Raw genomic sequence first — 17,730 nt, 5'->3', positions numbered from 1 at the left:
AGGGGACATCATCGTGCCGGACATGCTGGGCTGTGTGATCCACGGTCAGGACGACCTGCGCGTCGAGGAGTTGACGGTCCCGGAGCCCGGCCCCGGCCAGGCCCTGGTCGCCGTACGCTACGGCGGCGTCTGCGGCTCCGACCTCCACTACTGGCGCCACGGCGGCGTCGGCGACTTCCGCCTCAAGGAACCGATGCTGCTCGGTCACGAGGTGGTCGGCACGGTCGTGTCCTACGGCCCCGGGGCCACAGGTCCCGTCCCCGGTACGCCGGTTGCCGTGCACCCGGCGACTCCGTGCGGGGTGTGCCCCGAGTGCGTGGACGGTCGGCGCAACGTGTGCCGGGACACCGCGTACTTGGGCAGCGCGGCCCGCTTCCCGCACGTACAGGGCGGCTTCGCGGCCCAAGTCACCGTCCCCGCCGACCAGTTGAGGGCGATCCCAGCGGGCCTTGAGCTGCGCCGGGCCGCCCTCGCCGAACCGCTCTCCGTCGCCCTGCACGCCGTACGACGGGCCGGGGACGTGCGGGGACGCCATGTGCTGGTCACCGGCGCGGGCCCGATCGGCTGCCTGGTCGTCGCGGCGGCGAAGGCGGCCGGCGCGGCACAGGTGACGGTGACCGACCTGCTTCCGGCGGCACTTCGGTACGCCACGGCGGCCGGCGCCGACACCGTCGTACGGGCCGATGACCTGGACGACTCCGGGTGGCCGTCCGAGGTGGACGTCGCCATCGAGGCGTCCGGAGTGGCGGCCGGACTCGACACCTGTCTGCGGCTCGTGCGGCGGGGCGGGGTCGTCGTGCAGCTCGGGATGCTGCCGCCCGGGCAGAGTCCCTTCGCGGGGAACCTGGTCGTCAGCCGGGAGATCGAGCTGCGGGGTGCGTTCCGCTTCGACGAGGAGTTCAACGACGCGCTCCAACTCCTCGCCGTGGAGCCCGCGTTCGACGCTCTGGTCAGTGCGGTGGTGCCGGTGCGGGAGGCGGAGTCGGCGTTCGCGCTGGCGGCCGACCGAAGCCGGTCGTGCAAGGTGCTGCTGGACTTCGGGGGCTGAGCGGGGTCATTCACCGGGCTGGGCGGCGAAGGTCGCCACCGGGCCCGGCGAAGGCTTGTCTGCCGGAGTTCCCCGCTTCTCTGCCAGGGGCTCTGCCCCGGAGCACCGGCCCTCGCTGCCGCCCTCGGCACGCAGCAGTGGCGGTCCGTCGCCGCACGACCAACCCACGACAACTACCCCTGTCGGCCGCCGGACCCGGCACGGGCAAGCCAAGGCGGCCCGAAGCCCCCGAAGTGACAAGCCCCCATACCCCCTACGGCTTCCACAGCGGATGCTCCCGCTTCGCCCACTCCCTGCTCACCGAGCCCGTGCGCAGGCCCGCCCTGGCCTCCGGGTCGCCCAGCGCCATGCCGATGTGGCCGCCGAGGACGATGCCGATCGTCAGGGCGAGCCAGTCGTGGACGAAGGTCGCGCTGGTGCGCCACATGATCGGGGTGAGGTGGGTGAACCACATCATCAGGCCCGTGCCGAGCATCACCAGGGTGGCGCCGGCGATCCAGTTGGCGTACACCTTCTGGCCGGCGTTGAACTTGCCCGCCGGGCGCGCCGATCGGCGTTTGTCGCGCATCAGGACACCGCGCAGCCAGACGCGGTCGTGCGGGCCGAAGCGGTTGAGGAAGCCGAGGTTGACGCGGAAGCCGCGGGAGAACAGACCGAAGAGGACAGGGACGGGGAGCGCCACTCCGGCCAACTCGTGGATGCGGACCACGAGTTCACGGCGGCCGACCAACTCGGCGAACGTCGGGATGTACAGGCAGGCCGCCGTGGCCACGCAGATGCCCATCAGCAACGCCGTGGTCCGGTGCACCCAGCGCTCGGTGCGGCCGAAGCGGCGGACGCGGGCCGACGGTTCCGTCCGGGGGGCGTGGGTTTCAGGTCGTAGGGTCATCGTCGCGTCCGTTCGACTTGCCGACCCAGGCGTCGACGTCGTAGCCCCGGTCCTCCCAGTAGCCGGGCTTCACATGCTCCGTGACCGTGATGCCGGAGAGCCACTTGGCGGACTTGTAGAAGTACATGGGGGCCACATAGAGGCGGACCGGGCCGCCGTGGTCGTGGCTCAGGGGCTTGTCCTGCATGCGCAGCGCGACCAGGATGTCCGAGCGCCGGGCCTGCTCGATGGTGAGGCTCTCCGTGTAGGCGCCGTCGAAGCAGGTGAAGCGCACCGCCCCGGCCGTTGCACGCACTCCCGCCGCGTCCAGGAGCCGGGACAGGCGCACCCCCTCGAAGGGGGTCCCGGGGACCCGCCAGCCGGTGACGCACTGGACGTCCTTGACCAGCCGGGTCTGCGGCAGGGCGCGCAGGTCGGCGAGGGTGTAGGACGTCGGCTTGTCGACCAGGCCGTCGATGGTCAGCCGGTAGTTCTCGGCGTTCTTGTCCGGCACGGACGCGGTGACCGAGTAGTAGCGGAAGCCGCCGCCGTTCGGGAGCAGTCCGGTCAGCCCGGTGGGGTCCTTGCCGGACACGGCACCGAGGAAGCCCTCCATGGCGTTCTGGAGCGCGGGCGCGGTGACGACGCCGAGGGCGCCCAGGCCGAGGGTGCCCAGGAGGACCCGGCGGCCGAGCGGCCGGCCCTCCGCCTTCTCCGCACCCTCGGACTCGGGTTGTTCAGATTTCACGCAGTCATTCGAACACCCGCGACCCCGGTGCGGCCAGGGATAGCGGGTGCCCGTCAGACTTCCGTAACCACTTCTTACGTGCTTCTCAGAGAGCCGCCCGAAGAACGTCGATTCGCTACGACGCCTCCCCCGCCGCCTTCTCCAGCTGGAACGCCTCGTTGCCGAGCCCGATGCGGGCGTGCGCCTCGGGGTTGCGGGAGCGCAGGAACAGGCCCTGGGCCAGGCCGACGAGCAGCGCGAGGCCGATGATGCCGGGCAGGAGCCAGCTCAGGGACGAGCCGGGGCCCGCGCCGACCAGGACGTCGAAGTCCTTGACCGTGTAGACGGCGATGACGACGAGCGCGATGCCGGAGATCGCGGAGGTGACCAGCCGCCAGGCCTGCGCGCCGGCGGAGCCGCGGCGGGCGAAGAAGACGATCACCGAGAGGGAGGCGGCGGCCATCAGCAGGATCACGCCGAGCGCGCCGATGTTGCCGAACCAGGTGAACAGGTGCAGGACGGGTGCGGTGGGATCGCCGGTGGGCTTGTCGTCGGCGACCGCGAAGGCGATCACGATCACCGCGGAGACGGCGGTCTGGAGCAGCGAGCCGGTGCCGGGAGCGCCGCTGGAGCCCGTCGTACGGCCGAACGCGGACGGCAGCAGGCCCTCGCGGCCCATGGCGAAGGCGTAGCGGGCGACGACGTTGTGGAAGCTGAGCATGGCCGCGAACATGCCGGTGACGAACAGGACGTGGAGCACGTCGGTGAAGGTGCCGCCGAGCCGGGATTCGGTGAGGTAGAAGAGCAGTCCGGCGCTCTGCTTCTGGGAGACGCCGACGACCTGGGAGGGCCCGGTCGCGACGGTGAGCGCCCAGCAGCTGAGCGCGAAGAACACGGCGACGCCACCCACGGCGAGGAACATCACGCGCGGCACCAGGATGTGCGGGCGGCTGGTCTCCTCTGCGTACACCGGGGCCTGTTCGAAGCCGAGGAAGGCGGCGATGCAGAAGCACAGGGCGGTGCCGACACCGGCGCCGCTGAGGGTGTCCGGGTTGAAGGCGTGCAGGGACAGGCCCTCCTTGGCCGGGTCGGCGACGGCCGCGATGTCGAAGATGACGACGAGCGCGACCTCGATGATCAGCAGGACGCCGAGCACGCGCGCGTTGACGTCGATCTTCAGCCAGCCGAGCGCGCCGACGGCGAGCACGGCCACCAACGCCGGTATCCACCAGGCGATTTGGAGGTCGGCGTAGGTGGAGAACAGTCCGGAGACCTCGAAGCCGAAGATGCCGTAGATGCCGACCTGGAGGGCGTTGTACGCGACGAGCGCCACCAGGGCCGCGGCCGCGCCGGCGGTGCCGCCGAGGCCGCGGGAGATGTAGGCGTAGAAGGCGCCCGCGTTGTGGACGTGCCGGCTCATCTCGGCGTAGCCGACGCTGAAGAGGACGAGGACGACACCGAGGAGGACGAAGAGCAGCGGCTGCCCCTCGATGCCCATCACCGCGAATGTGGTGGGCATGACACCCGCGACCACCATGAGGGGCGCGGTCGCGGCGAGCACGGAGAGCAGCAGCCCTCCGGTGCCGAGGCGGTCGGCGCGCAGGGCGCGCTCCTGCCCCCTGAACGTGCTGATGCCGCCGCTGTCCGAGGTGGCGCTGCTCGTACTGGAACTGCCCGTCGTCATGGCGGGGAACGTCCTTTCGGTGTCGCTACGGGGGCGTTGCTACGGTCGCGTTGCTTCGCTACGGCAGCGTTGCTACGGGTGCGTCTCATCGCTGCCGAATCGTTGGTACGGGGGCGTTACGACGTCCCGAGCGCGCAGTCGCGTGCGGCACGGAAGGCGGTGAGCGGGTCGCGGTCCGGGTAGGACCACGGGGCCGGGGTCGGGTGCTCCCCGATGCGGTGGAACAGCGCGGCGGCCTCGGCGCCGCGCCCCTCGCAGGACTTGGCGTGGGCGAGGAAGTTGAGGTCGACCAGGCGGCGCGGGTGGCCTTCGTGCTCCCACTCCAGCCACCAGTCGAAGGCGGCCTTCATGACCTGCCGGGCCCGGCGTCCGGTCCAGTGCCCGGAGGCGGCCGGGTCGGCGGGTTCCAGGCCGGCGGCGGCCAGTACGCGGTAGCGCTCGGCGTGCGCGATGACCGGCAGGATCGCGAGCGGGGAGTCGGCGGGGGCCTGTTCGGCGGCCCAGTAGGCGAAGTCGTAGACCTCGTGCAGGGGGTCGACGCCCGCCTCGGCACGGCGCTCCGCGAGCCGGGCCACCATCAGGTGGTGGGCGTGGTGGTGGTCGGGGTACCGGTGGCGGACCTCATCGAAGAGCTGGACCACGCCCTCGTCGGTGCCGAGGGTGTGCTCCAGGAGGAGCAGTCCGAGCCAGGGCGTCGGATCGGCGGGCAGCCGGGCCGAGGCCGCACGGCAGGCCTCACGGGCGCGGACCGGCTTCTCCTTGCCCGCCAGCGTGCGCTGCACCAGGGCGAGGGCGAGCAGGACGGAGGCGTCGCCGGACTCTGGTTCGGCGAGCAGCCAGTCGCGGGCCCAGGCGGCGGTGTAGGACTCCCGGGCGAGGACGGTGACCCGGTGGGCGCGGGCGTCCCACTCGTCGCCCGTCTGGGCGAGCAGACCACGCGCCGCCTGCCAGCGGCCCTGGGCCAACGCGGCCCGCGCGGCGACGAGTTCAGCGTCGTCGAGCGCGGCGTCGAAGGCCTGGGAGGCGCGCTTGTGGCGGCGTCCGAGGGGTGGCGGGGGTGGGGACACCCGGGAATTCCTCACGATCCTCACGCGACGCTGCGGGACATCGGCCTGCCATCGACCGATCACGCACAGCAAACCCTCCACCAATACTTCACGTCAAGGGCCTGACCCTTGTTACACCTGTCAACTTCCGTTACGGGTGCGGCACTTGTGGCGCTATCCCCTACCCGGGACGGTACGCTGCCAACCGTTCGCGGGTCACCGGTGTGGCGTAGGCCATGGCGCTCGGGCGCGCGGCGGCGGACGATGGCAGCACGGTCCCGCCGCAGCCTCCGATCGTGCCCACGGTCGTCAGAGCATCGTGACCGGAGCAACCGCCCGCTTCCGGGTACTCCCAGGGGCAAGCCGGGCCCTGGGGCGCTACAGTCGCCCAAACGCATCCCGTAGCCCGGCCTGACGATCGAGGTACGCAGCGTGTCCCTTCTGGTTCTGATGCTCGCCGTGAGTGCGGCCTGTTGCCTCGGCTTCGGGTTCGTGCTCCAGCAGAACGTGGCCCAGCAGGCACCCCTGAGCGACTTCCTCTCCCCGAGACTGCTCCTCGACCTGATGCGGGTGCCGCGCTGGCTCGGCGGCATCGGCCTGATGATCGCGGGCATGGTGCTCGGCGCGATCGCGCTCGGCAAGGGCGAGGTCTCCCTCGTGGAACCCCTCCTCGCGACGAACCTCCTCTTCGCGCTCGCCCTCTCCCGCAAGCAGACCAGGCAGCCCCTGGGCCGTCAGGGCTGGGCGGGCCTGGCGCTCCTCGCGGGCGGCGTCACGACCTTCATCGTCGCGGGCGAACCACGCAGCGGAACCCCGGTCACCGACCCCTTCCGCCACTGGCTGATCATCGGCGCGATGGTGGGCCTGGCCCTCCTCCTCACGACGTACGCCAAACGCTCCCGCCTCAGCTCGGGCCCGGTCCTCCTGGCCCTGGCGGCCGGCCTCCTCTACGGCGTCCAGGACGCGCTCACCCGGGTCAGCGGCCAGCGCTTCACCGAGGGCGGCCTCACCGAACTCCTCACGGGCTGGCAGCCGTACGGCGTGCTCGCGCTCGGCGTGACCGGCCTGGTCCTCGTACAGAGCGCGTTCGAGACCGCTCCCCTGCGCATGTCCCTGCCCGCCCTCACCGCGGCCCAGCCCCTCGCCGGGATCATCTGCGGGGTGGGCTTCCTGGGCGACCGACTGCGCGCCGACACGGGCGCGCTGGCCTGGGAGGCGGTGGGCCTCGCCGGAATCGTCGTAGGCATCCTGCTCCTCGGCATGCACCCGGCGATGCCACGCGGCACGACGAGGCCGAAGCCCGCACCGGCCCTCCAGCCGCACTGAGGCCGTCAGCGGCACCGATCGCCGGCCCCTGTTTGATGGGGGCATGAACCCAGCTGACGAGATCCTCGACATCGTCGACGAGAACGACCAGGTCACCGGCCAGTCCCCCCGCGGCGAGGCATACGCACAGGGTCTCCGCCACCGCGCGGTCTTCATCCAGACCCGCGACGCGGCGGGCCGCGTCTTCGTCCACCGCCGCACCCCGACCAAACTCGTCTTCCCCTCCCTCTACGACATGTTCGTCGGCGGAGTGGTGGGCGCGGGCGAGTCCTACGACGACGCGGCACTCCGCGAGGCCGAGGAGGAACTAGGGGTATCGGGCTTGCCCCGCCCCACGTTCCTCTTCAAGTTCCTGTACGACGACGGCGCGGGGCAGACCTGGTGGTCGGCGGTGTACGAGGTGCGCTGCGAACTCCCGGTCAGCCCGCAGGTCGAGGAGGTCGCCTGGCACGACTTCCTGGAGGAGGGGGAGATCGAGCGGCGGCTGAACGACTGGGAGTGGGTGCCGGACGGCGTGGCGGCCTACGCCCGGCTCAAGGCGCACCGGGAAGACCGGAGAGAAACGGCCGGATAGGGTCCGTCCCGTGATCGATTTTGCACGGAACGTCCGGCTGTGGTTCGAGCCCCGGCAGATCAGCGAGGAGGGCGCGACACCCGACTACCGTTTCTCGCTGGCCAACGAACGCACCTTCCTGGCCTGGCTGCGCACCGCCCTCGCGCTGATCGGCGGGGGCTTCGCGGTGGACCAGTTCCTGCCGCACCTGCGCTGGGCCTGGCGAGCCGGTCTCGCCCTGGCGCTGCTCGCGGCGGGCGTCCTGTGCTCCCTCCGCGCGGTCAACCACTGGGTGCGCTGCGAGCGGGCGATGCGCCGGGGCGAGGATCTGCCGGTGTCCCGTTTCCCGGCACTGCTGAGCATCGCCGTGGCGATCGTGGCCCTGGCGATGGTCGTCGTGGTCCTGGCCGGCTGGGCCGGATGACCCGCCCCCCGACCCCGGACCGCGACCCGGGCCTCCAGCCCGAACGCACCCGCCTGGCCTGGCGCCGCACGACCCTGTCCAGCACGGTAGCCGCCGTACTCGCCGCGAAAGCCTCGCTGCACAACGGCGTACACGTCGAGGGCGTCATCGTCTGCGCCCTGTGCTGCACCCTGTGGCTCGCCTTCCTGGCCGTGGCCCACCACCGCATCCGCACCCTCGCGGCAGCCGGCACTCCCCCGCCCCTGGCCCCGCGCCACGCCAGCGCGGCGGTGCTGTGCACGGTGGCGCTGGCGGTGTGTGCGGCGGTGCTTGTGTATTGAGAGGTGGGGGTGAGGGCGGACGGGACTCGCATGCTGGGGCGCCGGGGCGGGTGGCAGGCGGGCGGTACTCGGGTGTGGAGCGCCCCACTCGCCCGCAGCCGCCGACGAACCGGGAGCGGGTCGTGGCGGTGCGGCGCAGCCCGCCGCGTACCCGGCACCAACCCGCCCAACTGCGACAACACCAGAGGGGCCCCACAAGCGGCGGGCTCGCCGTACCGCCACGACCCCGACCCCACCCACCAACCGCGGGCGAACCCACCTCAACCCACCTCCACCTCAACCCACCCCCGGCGCCACGCGCCCGGAATCACCCGATACAGGCGGTACGCGTGGCACCCTGTCCGACGTCACAGCCCGCACTTCCGAAGGTGAGCACCATGACCACCCTTCACCTGGAGCACTCCTCCCACGCCCACACGCACGGCCAGGACTGCGGCCACGCCCCGGTGCCGCACGGCGACCACGTCGACTACGCGCACGACGGCCATCTGCACCGCGAGCACGGCGGCCACTGGGACGAGTGCGAGCCGGGCGGCCACGTCCCCCACCAGGAGCACGCGCACCAGCACGGCCAGGACTGCGGCCACGAGAGCGTGCTGCACGGCGACCACGTCGACTATGTGCACGATGGCCACCGGCACGCCCTGCACGAGGGTCACTGGGACGACCACTGAGCCCAGACCCACGGCCGGGAACGGCCTGGAACCACCGACGCACAGCTCCCCGTCGCCCGGCGCGGGGAGCTGTCGGCTTATCGTGGCCCCGATCACGTTTCGCTCCCCTACTGGACGACATACCGACCGGTCGGCATGATAGGTGGAGACCTGTTCCTCCGTTCGTAGGAGTGATGTATGAGCCCCGACCACCCGCCCGGACTCGATCTCGACCGGCTGCGCGGTCTGCTCGACCGCGAGCGGCCCGGTCTGGTGACCGGCGCCCTGTCCGGCCGGCTGATCGAGGGCGGACGGTCGAACCTCACCTACGCGGTCACGGACTCCACCACGAAGTGGGTCGTACGACGTCCCCCGCTCGGCCATGTACTGGCCACCGCGCACGACATGAAGCGCGAGCACCGCGTGATCAGCGCCCTGCACCCGACGAACGTGCCGGTGCCGAGACCCATCCTGCTGTGCGAGGACGACGAGGTGCTCGGAGCGCCGTTCTACGTCATGGAGTTCGTCGAGGGCACCCCGTACCGCACGGCGGACGACCTCGTCCCGCTCGGCCCCGAGCGCACCCGGGGCGCGGTGCTCGAACTGGTCGACACCCTGGTCGAGTTGCACGCGGTGGACCCCGCGGAAGTGGGCCTCGCGGACTTCGGCCGCCCCGAGGGTTTCCTGGACCGCCAACTGCGGCGCTGGGGCAAGCAGTTGGACGCCTCCCGCAACCGTGACCTGGCAGGCGTCGAGGAGTTGCACGCGGCCCTCGGCCACCGCCTTCCCACCTCCCCCGCGCCGGCGGTCGTGCACGGCGACTACCGCCTGGACAACGTCCTGATCGGCGAGGACGACAAGATCAAGGCGATCCTCGACTGGGAGATGTCCACGCTCGGCGACCCGCTCACCGACCTGGGCCTCCTCGTCATGTACAGCATCCCGTTGGACCTCCCCAACTCCCCCATTTCCACGACCGCTTCGGCCCCCGGCCACCCCACTCCGGCCGAGCTGATCGAGCGGTACGCCGCGCGCTCGGGGCGCGACGTGTCGTCGGTCGCCTGGTACACGGCGTTCGCGTGGTTCAAGCTCGCCGTGATCCTGGAGGGCATCCACTACCGCTACACCCTGGGCCAGACGGTGGGCCGCGGCTTCGACCGCATCGGCGAGCTGGTTCCCGTCTTCATCGAGCACGGCCTGACCACCCTTCAGGAGGGCTGATCCACCATGGACTTCGCGTTCGACGCACACACCGAGGAACTGCGCGCCAAGCTCCTGGCCTTCATGGACGAGTACGTCTACCCGGCCGAGCCCGTAGCCGAGGAGCAGCGCGCCCAGCTCGCGTCCCCCTGGGACACCCCGGCCGTCGTAGGGGAGTTGAAGGCCGAGGCACGCAGGCAGGGCCTGTGGAACCTCTTCCTCCCCGATGCCGAGTACGGCGCCGGGCTCACCAACCTCCAGTACGCCCCCCTCGCCGAAATCACCGGCCGTTCCCCGCACCTGGCGCCCACCGCGCTGAACTGCGCGGCGCCGGACACCGGCAACATGGAGGTGCTGTACCAGTTCGCCGACGAGCAGCAGAAGAAGCAGTGGCTGGAGCCGCTGCTGGCCGGTGAGATCCGCTCGGCGTTCGCGATGACCGAGCCGGAGGTCGCCTCCTCGGACGCCACGAACATCACCACACTCATCGAACGCGACGGCGACGACTACGTCATCACGGGCCGCAAGTGGTACATCTCCGGGGCGATGAACCCCGATTGCAAGATCTTCATCGTGATGGGCAAGACGGACCCGGACGGCGCGGACATCCGCCGCCAGCAGTCCATGATCCTGGTCCCCCGCGACACCCCGGGCGTCACGGTCAAGCGCGCGATGCAGGTCTTCGGCTACGAGGACCACTCCCACGGCGGCCACGCCGAGGTCGTCTTCGACCACGCGCGCGTGCCGGCGACGAACCTGATCGGCGAGGAGGGCGGCGGCTTCGCCATCGCCCAGGCGCGGCTCGGCCCGGGCCGCATCCACCACTGCATGCGGCTGATCGGCATGGCCGAGCGGGCCATCGAGCTGATGTGCCAACGCGCCGTCTCCCGCGTCGCGTTCGGCAAGGCGCTGGCCCAACAGGGCGTCGTCCACAACTGGATCGCGGACGCGCGGGTCGCCGTGGAGCAACTGCGGCTGCTGGTCCTGAAGACGGCCTGGATGATGGACACGGTCGGCAACAAGGGTGCCCACACGGAGATCCAGGCCATCAAGATCGCCACCCCGCGCACGGTCGTCGGCATCCTCGACCGCGCGATCCAGCTGCACGGCGCCGGCGGTGTGAGCCAGGACTTCCCGCTGGCCGAGCTGTACGCGAGCGCCCGCACCCTGATGCTGGCCGACGGCCCGGACGAGGTGCACCAACGGTCGCTGGCGCGCCGGGAGTTGAAGAAGTACCTGTAGCACCACGAGGGGCTGGAAGGGTGGTCGCACCCCTCCAGCCCCCGTTCCCCCGAGATGGATGGTCAGTTGGGCGTGCTCGCCTTCAGCGTCCAGCCCTGCCGGCAGGTGTGGCCGAAGGTGCCGACGTCGCAGCCCTCGACGGTGAAGACGTAGGCGCCGGTGTTCCGCTCCAGCACGCGGATCCGGCCGGACGTCCCGCCGCCGAACTCGCGCTGGGTGCCCCCGGGGTCGGAGGCGCTCGTCCAGCGGACCAGGAACCTGTCGTAGCTGTGCTCCGGGGCCGTCGTGCTCCAGTTGAAGTAGGCGTAGCCGCGGTCCTCCCACGCTGCGACGACCATGTTCGAGCCCTGGCGCGGTGACCAGGTGGCGGTGCCGTAGGTGAAGTACTGGCGCTTCCCGGCGTACACGTTGTTCAGGTAGACGTCCCGGGTGCCGCTGGTCGGGCAGCCCAGCCAGCCGGAGGCTCCGCCGAGCACGTTCCAACGCTGGTTGATGTGGGACTCGTTGACCGGGACGGAGCACGCGGCCCGTGCCGGTGTCTGCGCGGCGGCCGGCACCGCCGCCGTCCCGCCGAGCGCGAGCAGGGAGCCCAGGACAACGCCCGCCAGGCGCCGCTTCGTTGACAGCATGGTGTTTCCCCCGTTGGTTCCTGTCGGTCGGTCCGGCGGTGTACCCGCCGTTCCGCTGCTACGAGCATCACGGCGACTGGGGCCGGGAGTTGAGGGGACGCCCTCGGGCGGCGCCGGGGACCTCTCCCGGGTGGACCGGGAAGCGTTCCCGGGACACCCGGGCGCCGCGCCCCCACGATGGGACGCATGGACGACCGCGACGGGCGCACACCGCTACGCACGGCGGCGGCGTACGCGCTGCTGGGGCTGGCGGCACTCCAAGTGGCCGTCGGGGCGGTCGCGTTGGCGGCTGCCGGGGTCTCCACGGCGGACGTGATCCGCTACGACATGGTCGTCGACCTGGCGGTCGGTCTCGCCTACCCGGTGTGCGGCACGGTGATCGCGCTGCACCGGCCGCGCAATCCCATCGGCTGGCTGCTGATCGCGTACGGTCTTGGCCACGCGTTCACGGGTCTGTCGATCGGGCTGGCCGTGCAGGGGCTACGGCTGGGCTGGTCCCCCGAGTTGCTGCACGCGCTCACCACCATCGGCCGCCACACCTGGATCGCCGGCAGCTCCACGGCGTTCGTCCTCGTGTTCTTCCTGTTCCCCGACGGACGGCTGCCCGACCGCCGCTGGCGCTGGGCCCTGGTCGCCCAACTCCTGTCCTCCCCGCTCGACTTCGCCATCTGGGCACGGGACGACTGGGGGCTGTACCGGGGGACGCCGGCCCAACCGTCCTACCTCCCGGTGCCGGACGGCTGGATGCCCGCGTTGCGCGACATCGAGACCGCCAAGGCCTGTCTGGTGCTGGCAGCCGTGTTCGCGGTCATGTTCGTCCGCTACCGGCGCGGCAACGAACAGGACCGCCGCCGACTCCTGTGGCTGTTCGCGGGAATGCTGCCGCTGGCACTGAGCGTGGCCCTCCAGATCACGGGCTTCCCGGCGGTCTACACCTCGTGCTGCACCCTGTTCCTGCCGACCGCCATCATGATCGCCGTGGTCCGCGAGGAGTTGCTCGACATCCGCCTCGTCGTCTCCCGCAGCCTGCTCTACGGCGCGCTCACGGTCGGCGTGGCCATCACCTACGTCGGCCTCGTCACCTCGGTCCAGGCCCTCCTCAACCCCGACCCCGCGCTGCTCGGCCCGGCGCTGATCGCGGTCACCCTCGCCGCCGCCTTCGAACCCGCCCGCCGCCTCCTCCAACGCACCGTCGACCACGCCCTGTACGGCGACCGGCACGACCCGGTGCGCGCGGTCTCCCGCATCGGCGAACGGCTGGCCGGTACCGGCGTCGGCGCGGTCCCGGAGGCGGTGGGCGAGGCGCTGCGGCTGCCGTACGTGTGCGTGGAGTCGAAGTCCGGGGTGACGGACGGGAGTTGGGGCGAGCCGGGCGAACGCATCCACGCCATACCGCTCGACTACGACGGCCGCACGGTCGGCGCGCTGGTGATCGGCCTGCGCCCCGGCGAACAGCAGCCCGCCACCCCGGACTTGGCGGTCCTGGAGCTGCTCGCCGTACCGCTGGCCGCCGCACTGCACGCCACCGACCTCACCCGCCAGCTCCAGCACTCCCGCGAACGGATCGTCGCCGCACGCGAGGAGGAACGCCGCCGGCTCCGCCGTGATCTGCACGACGGGCTCGGACCCACCCTCGCCGGAGCCGCCTTCCAGGCGGACGCCGTACGCAATCTGCTGACCTTCGATCCCGACCGGGCGGCGGCGCTGCTCACCGAGCTGCGGTCCGAGGTCGGGGGCGCGGTCGCGGAGGTGCGCCGGCTGGTGGATGGTCTACGGCCGCCGGATCTGGACCAGTTGGGGCTGCTGGGCGCGTTGCGGGAGCGTGCGGTGCGGTTGTCCTGGCGGGCGGACGGCACCCCGATCGAGGTGCGGGTCCGGGCGCCGGAGCGGCTGCCCGCACTGCCCGCCGCCGTAGAGGTGGCCGCGTACCGCATCGCGATCGAGGCGCTGACCAACGCGGCCCGGCACGCCCGGGCCTCCCATGTGGACCTGCACATCGAGATCGGCGAGGGGCTGCGTCTGGAGGTGTGCGACGACGGTTCGCCGGTGGACGAGGAGACCGCGTGGACGCCGGGCGTGGGCATCACGTCGATGCAGGAGCGCGCGGCGGAGCTGGGCGGCCGGTGTGTGGCGGGGCAGGGGCGGGTGGTGGCGACGCTGCCGTTGGGGGAGGCGATGTGATGGCAGGAGAACCTGGGAGTGCGGACGACGGGGACGCGCTGCGGGTCGTGCTCGCCGACGACCATCCCGTGGTCCGTACCGGGCTGGCCGCGCTCCTGGAGTCGGTGCGGGACGGCACCCCGCGCGTGCGGGTCGTCGGGGTCGCCGCGAGCGGGCGGGAGGCGGTGCGGGCGGCGGTGACCCTGCGCCCGCACGTGGTGGTGATGGACATCCGGATGCCCGATCTGAACGGCATCGAGGCGACCCGGGAGATCGGCCGGGTGGCGCCCCGGGTGGCCGTGCTGATGCTCACCATGGTCGAGGAGGACGACTCGGTGTTCGCCGCGATGCGGGCGGGCGCCCTGGGCTATGTGCTCAAGGGCGCGGGTCAGGACGAGATCGTCCGGGCGATCCGGGCGGTGGCCGCCGGTGAGGCCATCTTCGGTCCCGGTGTCGCGAGGCGGGTGCTGGGCCAGCTCAGCCGGCCCCCGGACCGGCCCGACCCGTGCCCGACACTCACCCCGCGCGAACGGGACGTCCTCGCCCTGATCGCCGACGGCAGGCCGAACTCGGCGGTGGCCACGCGCCTGGGCCTGTCCCCGAAGACGGTCAGCAACCACATGTCGGCGGTGCTGGCCAAGCTGGGCGTCACCGACCGCGCGCAGGCGGCGGCCTGGGCCCGGGAGGCGGGGCTCACCCACCCACCGGACGCGTGAGGGCGTACTACGGCCGCAGCGCCCGCATCAGCAGGTCCGCCAGGTGGTCGGCGACCTCCTGGGGCGTCAGGGGGCCGCCGGGGCGGTACCAGGTCGACAGGTGGTGGACCGAGCCGAAGTGGTAGTCGACGACGAGGTCGGCCGGGGTCGCCGTGGAGAAGACGCCCGCGCGCTGGCCCTCCTCGACGAGCCCGCGGAAGCGCTCGTGGTAGCGCCGGCGCTCGGCACGCACCTGCTTGTTCTTCTCCGGGCTGAGGTGGTGCATGGACCGGAAGAAGATCGACGCGTCGTCGAGGTTGTCGATCGTCGTCACGACGACGTCGGCGGCGGCGGCCCGCAGCCGTTTCTCGATCGGCTCGTCGGCGTTCGCGAACACCTCAAGGCGCTCCTGCTGGACGCGCAGCACGCGCGCGTACACCTCGTGCAGGAGGTCGTCCTTGGAGCCGAAGTAGTGGTACAGCGCCCCCTTGGTGACGCCCGCGGCCTCGACGATCTCCTGCACCGAGGTGCGGTCGTAGCCCTGCTCGGCGAAAAGCCTGGTGGCGGCGGCGAGGAGCCGCTGCGGGACGGGGGCCCCGTCTCCGTCGGTCGTCCTGGGCACTGCCGCCACCTGCCTTTTCTGGCTGTTCACTCGCTGTCGTGCGACCGGGAACGCAGTTCCCGCCGGAGGATCTTCCCACTTGCCGTCTTCGGCAGGTCGGGCAGGATCTCCACCTGGCGGGGGTACTTGTAGGCGGCCAGTCTCTCCTTGCAGTACACGGCGAATTCATCGGGGTCGGTTTCGGCGCCCGGACGGAGACTGATGTACGCCTTCACGGTCTCGCCGCGATACCCGTCAGGTACGCCGACGACGGCGGCCTCGCGCACCGCCGGGTGGGTGTACAGCACGTCCTCGACCTCGCGCGGCCACACCTTGAAGCCGGACGCGTTGATCATGTCCTTCTTGCGGTCGACGACGTACAGCCAGCCCTGCGGGTCCATGAACCCGATGTCGCCGGTGCGCAGTTCGCCGTCCGGGAAGGTCTCGGCGGTGGCCTCGGGCCGCCGCCAGTACCCGGGCACGACCTGCGGCCCACGCACCACGATCTCGCCCTGCTCGCCGAAGGGCACCTCGGCACCCAGGTCGTCGACGATCCGTACGACGGTGTCGGGCCCCGGCACGCCCACGGCCAGCGTCCCGGACGCCTGGTCGACGGGCGCCTCCAGGTCGGGCGGTACGGAGGCGCAGGGCGCGGTGCACTCGGTGAGGCCGTAGCCGTTGCGGATGTACGGCCCGAAGCCGGCCCGGAACTTCTCCACCAGGGCGGGCGGCACCGGGGCACCGCCGGAGGAGATGTTCCGGAAGGACGCGAAGTGGTCCGGGGTGACGGCCGGGTGCGCGGCGAGCGCCATGAAGGCGGTGGACGGGCCGACCGTGTAGTGCGGCTTGTGCTCGGCGAACGCGTCGAGCACGACCCCGCCCTCGAACCGGTACACCAGCACCAGCGAGCCCCCGCTGACGAGCGAGGCGCCCAACTGGCAGACCATCCCGGTGATGTGGAACAGCGGCGCCATCGCGAAGTAGACGGGCGCGTCCGGCAGTCCGAGCCCGGTGCGCTGCCGTTCGGCGTTGTACAGGATGTTGGCGTGGGTGTTGGTGGCACCCTTCGGGGCACCGCTCGTCCCCGAGGTGTAGCTGATCAACGCGATGTCGGCAGGCGCCGGTTCACGCCCGTCGGGCGCCTTGTGCCCCGCCTCGGCCACGGCCACCAGGTCCTCGGCGTCGGCGGCCTGCGGGAGCCGCTCGAAGGTGAGCACGCGCGCGTCGTTGCGGGTCTGGAAATCCAACTCGCACGCGGTGAGCACGATCCGCACGGGAGACCCGCTCTGCTCGGCCGCCGTGGCCGTCTCGCGCAGATACGACTCCCAGGCCCGGTCGGTACAGATCAGCGCGGCCACCTCACCGTCCCGCAGGACATGGGTGACCTCCCCCGACTTGTACATCGGGTTGACCGGCACGACGATCGCGCCCGCCTTCCAGGCACCGAGCAGCGCGATCACGAAGTGCGGCGAGTTCTGCAGCAGCACGGCGACCCGGTCACCCTGCTCAAGCCCCCGCGCGGCCAGATACCCGGCGACGGAGTCACTCAGCTCGTCGACCTCGCGATAACTGAGCCGCCCGTCGAAATAGGTGAGGTAGGTCCGGTCAGGAGTCTCACCGACCACCCGGCGCAGGGCGTGCACCAGGGAGTCGTCCGGACTGACCGGCCCACGCTGGGCCTCGTTGAGCAGCCCCACCCACGGCTTGGCGGCATACAGGGAGTCGGTCACTCTCCGGCCTCCCACTTCTGCTGAATGTGGTTCATGGTGGTCAGCCAACGATCCGGTTCGGCGGCCCGGGCCTGGTAATAACCCGCGACCTCAGGATGCGGCAGGATCAGGAACCGCTCCTCCTCGATCCCCTTCATCAGAGCATCGGCAACGGCATCGGGCTCAATGGCCGTCGGCTGAAGCACCAGGTCACCCGCGCTACCGGTGGCGGCCAGCATGTCGGTACGCACACCCTGCGGACAGATCGCGTGGACCTTGATCCCCCGGTGCCGGTACGTCAGGGACAGCCACTCGGCGAAGGCGTACGCCCCGTGCTTGGTGACGCTGTAGGGCGCGGCCCCGATCATGGTGAGCAGCCCGGCCGCCGACACGGTGGACACGAACCGCCCGTCGCCCCGCTCCAGCCACCCCGGGATCAACGCCTCGGCGGCCCGCACATGAGCCATGACGTTGACGTCCCAGGCCAGCGCCCAGACGCCCTCCCCGGCCGCCTCAGACCCACCGGAGCCGACCCCGGCGTTGGCACAGTAGATGTCGACGGTCCCACCGAGGGCGTCCCGGGCTTCCCCCACAACAGCGGAGGCATCCCCGGGCACAGCGATCGCCCCGATCTCATCGGCGACGGCTTTCACACGGTCGGCATCCAGGTCGTTCACCACGACCCGGGCCCCTTCGGCAGCGAACCGCCGCGCAAGCGCAGCCCCGATGCCACCCCCAGCCCCCGTGACGACTACCCCGGCACCCTGAACGGCTTCCACCATCGGTCTCCTTCGACTGCGGCTCCACTGCCCAGCCAGACTAACCGGTCGGTATGTAACACCGGA

General features: G+C 71.5%; 18 protein-coding genes. 10 read left to right on the top strand and 8 right to left on the bottom strand.

Annotated features, from left to right (window positions below; translation table 11 throughout):
* The first annotated feature begins 22 nt into the window (after window positions 1-22).
* A complete protein-coding gene (locus OG194_RS37760; protein WP_327407343.1) occupies window positions 23-1,048 on the top strand; it encodes an L-idonate 5-dehydrogenase in 1,026 nt (341 codons plus the stop codon).
* A 253-nt stretch (window positions 1,049-1,301) separates the two neighbouring features.
* On the opposite strand, the gene OG194_RS37755 is transcribed toward OG194_RS37760, so the two are convergent.
* The 4 genes from OG194_RS37755 to OG194_RS37740 form a co-directional block, all read right to left on the bottom strand.
* Complete coding sequence (locus tag OG194_RS37755) at window positions 1,302-1,937, bottom strand: cytochrome b/b6 domain-containing protein (RefSeq protein ID WP_327405232.1); 636 nt, start codon at window positions 1,935-1,937, stop codon at window positions 1,302-1,304.
* Entirely contained in the window at window positions 1,921-2,664 is a 744-nt protein-coding gene (locus OG194_RS37750) for a molybdopterin-dependent oxidoreductase (RefSeq protein WP_327405231.1), read from the bottom strand. The genes OG194_RS37755 and OG194_RS37750 overlap by 17 nt, the downstream gene beginning before the upstream one ends.
* A 115-nt stretch (window positions 2,665-2,779) precedes the next feature.
* Entirely contained in the window at window positions 2,780-4,327 is a 1,548-nt protein-coding gene (locus OG194_RS37745) for an APC family permease (protein ID WP_327405230.1), read from the bottom strand.
* A gap of 116 nt (window positions 4,328-4,443) precedes the next feature.
* Window positions 4,444-5,394 (bottom strand): hypothetical protein, encoded by a 951-nt coding sequence (locus OG194_RS37740; RefSeq protein WP_327405229.1) that lies wholly within the window; start codon window positions 5,392-5,394, stop codon window positions 4,444-4,446.
* 411 nt (window positions 5,395-5,805) lie between these two features.
* Here OG194_RS37740 and OG194_RS37735 point away from each other — a divergent pair, with 411 nt between their 5' ends.
* The 7 genes from OG194_RS37735 (at window position 5,806) to OG194_RS37705 (ending at window position 11,091) form a co-directional block, all read left to right on the top strand.
* Window positions 5,806-6,699 (top strand): DMT family transporter, encoded by an 894-nt coding sequence (locus tag OG194_RS37735; protein WP_327405228.1) that lies wholly within the window; start codon window positions 5,806-5,808, stop codon window positions 6,697-6,699.
* 43 nt (window positions 6,700-6,742) lie between these two features.
* Window positions 6,743-7,273 carry an NUDIX hydrolase gene (locus OG194_RS37730; protein WP_327405227.1) on the top strand — a complete coding sequence of 177 codons (531 nt, stop codon included), beginning with the start codon at window positions 6,743-6,745 and terminating at the stop codon, window positions 7,271-7,273.
* Between the two features lie 10 nt (window positions 7,274-7,283).
* Entirely contained in the window at window positions 7,284-7,676 is a 393-nt protein-coding gene (locus tag OG194_RS37725; protein ID WP_327405226.1) for a YidH family protein, read from the top strand.
* Window positions 7,673-7,996, top strand: a complete 324-nt coding sequence (locus tag OG194_RS37720; RefSeq protein ID WP_327405225.1) for a DUF202 domain-containing protein — start codon at window positions 7,673-7,675, stop codon at window positions 7,994-7,996. The genes OG194_RS37725 and OG194_RS37720 overlap by 4 nt, the downstream gene beginning before the upstream one ends.
* Window positions 7,997-8,373: 377 nt before the next feature.
* A complete protein-coding gene (locus OG194_RS37715; protein ID WP_327405224.1) occupies window positions 8,374-8,670 on the top strand; it encodes a hypothetical protein in 297 nt (98 codons plus the stop codon).
* A gap of 177 nt (window positions 8,671-8,847) precedes the next feature.
* On the top strand, window positions 8,848-9,870 hold the full coding sequence (locus tag OG194_RS37710; RefSeq protein ID WP_327405223.1) for a phosphotransferase family protein: 1,023 nt from the start codon (window positions 8,848-8,850) through the stop codon (window positions 9,868-9,870).
* A 6-nt stretch (window positions 9,871-9,876) separates the two neighbouring features.
* The gene (locus OG194_RS37705) at window positions 9,877-11,091 is read left to right on the top strand and encodes an acyl-CoA dehydrogenase (RefSeq protein WP_327405222.1); all 1,215 of its coding nucleotides are present in this window, start codon (window positions 9,877-9,879) and stop codon (window positions 11,089-11,091) included.
* Between the two features lie 62 nt (window positions 11,092-11,153).
* Here OG194_RS37705 and OG194_RS37700 read toward each other — a convergent pair whose 3' ends face one another.
* Window positions 11,154-11,720, bottom strand: coding sequence for an LGFP repeat-containing protein (locus tag OG194_RS37700; protein WP_327405221.1), 567 nt, complete (start codon window positions 11,718-11,720; stop codon window positions 11,154-11,156).
* A 186-nt stretch (window positions 11,721-11,906) separates the two neighbouring features.
* Between OG194_RS37700 and OG194_RS37695 the strand changes: the two genes are divergently transcribed.
* Both OG194_RS37695 and OG194_RS37690 read left to right on the top strand, forming a co-directional pair.
* Window positions 11,907-13,901, top strand: coding sequence for a sensor histidine kinase (locus tag OG194_RS37695; RefSeq protein ID WP_327405220.1), 1,995 nt, complete (start codon window positions 11,907-11,909; stop codon window positions 13,899-13,901).
* The gene (locus tag OG194_RS37690; protein ID WP_327405219.1) at window positions 13,901-14,596 is read left to right on the top strand and encodes a response regulator transcription factor; all 696 of its coding nucleotides are present in this window, start codon (window positions 13,901-13,903) and stop codon (window positions 14,594-14,596) included. The genes OG194_RS37695 and OG194_RS37690 overlap by 1 nt, the downstream gene beginning before the upstream one ends.
* Before the next feature lie 7 nt (window positions 14,597-14,603).
* Here OG194_RS37690 and OG194_RS37685 read toward each other — a convergent pair whose 3' ends face one another.
* From OG194_RS37685 to OG194_RS37675, 3 genes are read right to left on the bottom strand one after another with little or no spacing between them, the layout of a single operon-like run.
* Window positions 14,604-15,197 carry a TetR/AcrR family transcriptional regulator gene (locus OG194_RS37685; protein WP_327405218.1) on the bottom strand — a complete coding sequence of 198 codons (594 nt, stop codon included), beginning with the start codon at window positions 15,195-15,197 and terminating at the stop codon, window positions 14,604-14,606.
* A 26-nt stretch (window positions 15,198-15,223) separates the two neighbouring features.
* Window positions 15,224-16,906: a class I adenylate-forming enzyme family protein gene (locus OG194_RS37680; RefSeq protein WP_327405217.1), complete on the bottom strand. Its 1,683-nt coding sequence runs from the start codon at window positions 16,904-16,906 to the stop codon at window positions 15,224-15,226.
* Window positions 16,903-17,667, bottom strand: a complete 765-nt coding sequence (locus OG194_RS37675; protein ID WP_327405216.1) for an SDR family oxidoreductase — start codon at window positions 17,665-17,667, stop codon at window positions 16,903-16,905. Before OG194_RS37675 ends, OG194_RS37680 begins: the two co-directional genes overlap by 4 nt.
* Between the last annotated feature and the right edge of the window lie 63 nt (window positions 17,668-17,730).

The organism is Streptomyces sp. NBC_01288, assembly GCF_035982055.1.
Classification (GTDB): Bacteria; Actinomycetota; Actinomycetes; order Streptomycetales; family Streptomycetaceae; genus Streptomyces.
Note: the sequence above shows the minus strand (reverse complement) of the source record. Positions and strands in the feature narration are given on the sequence as shown.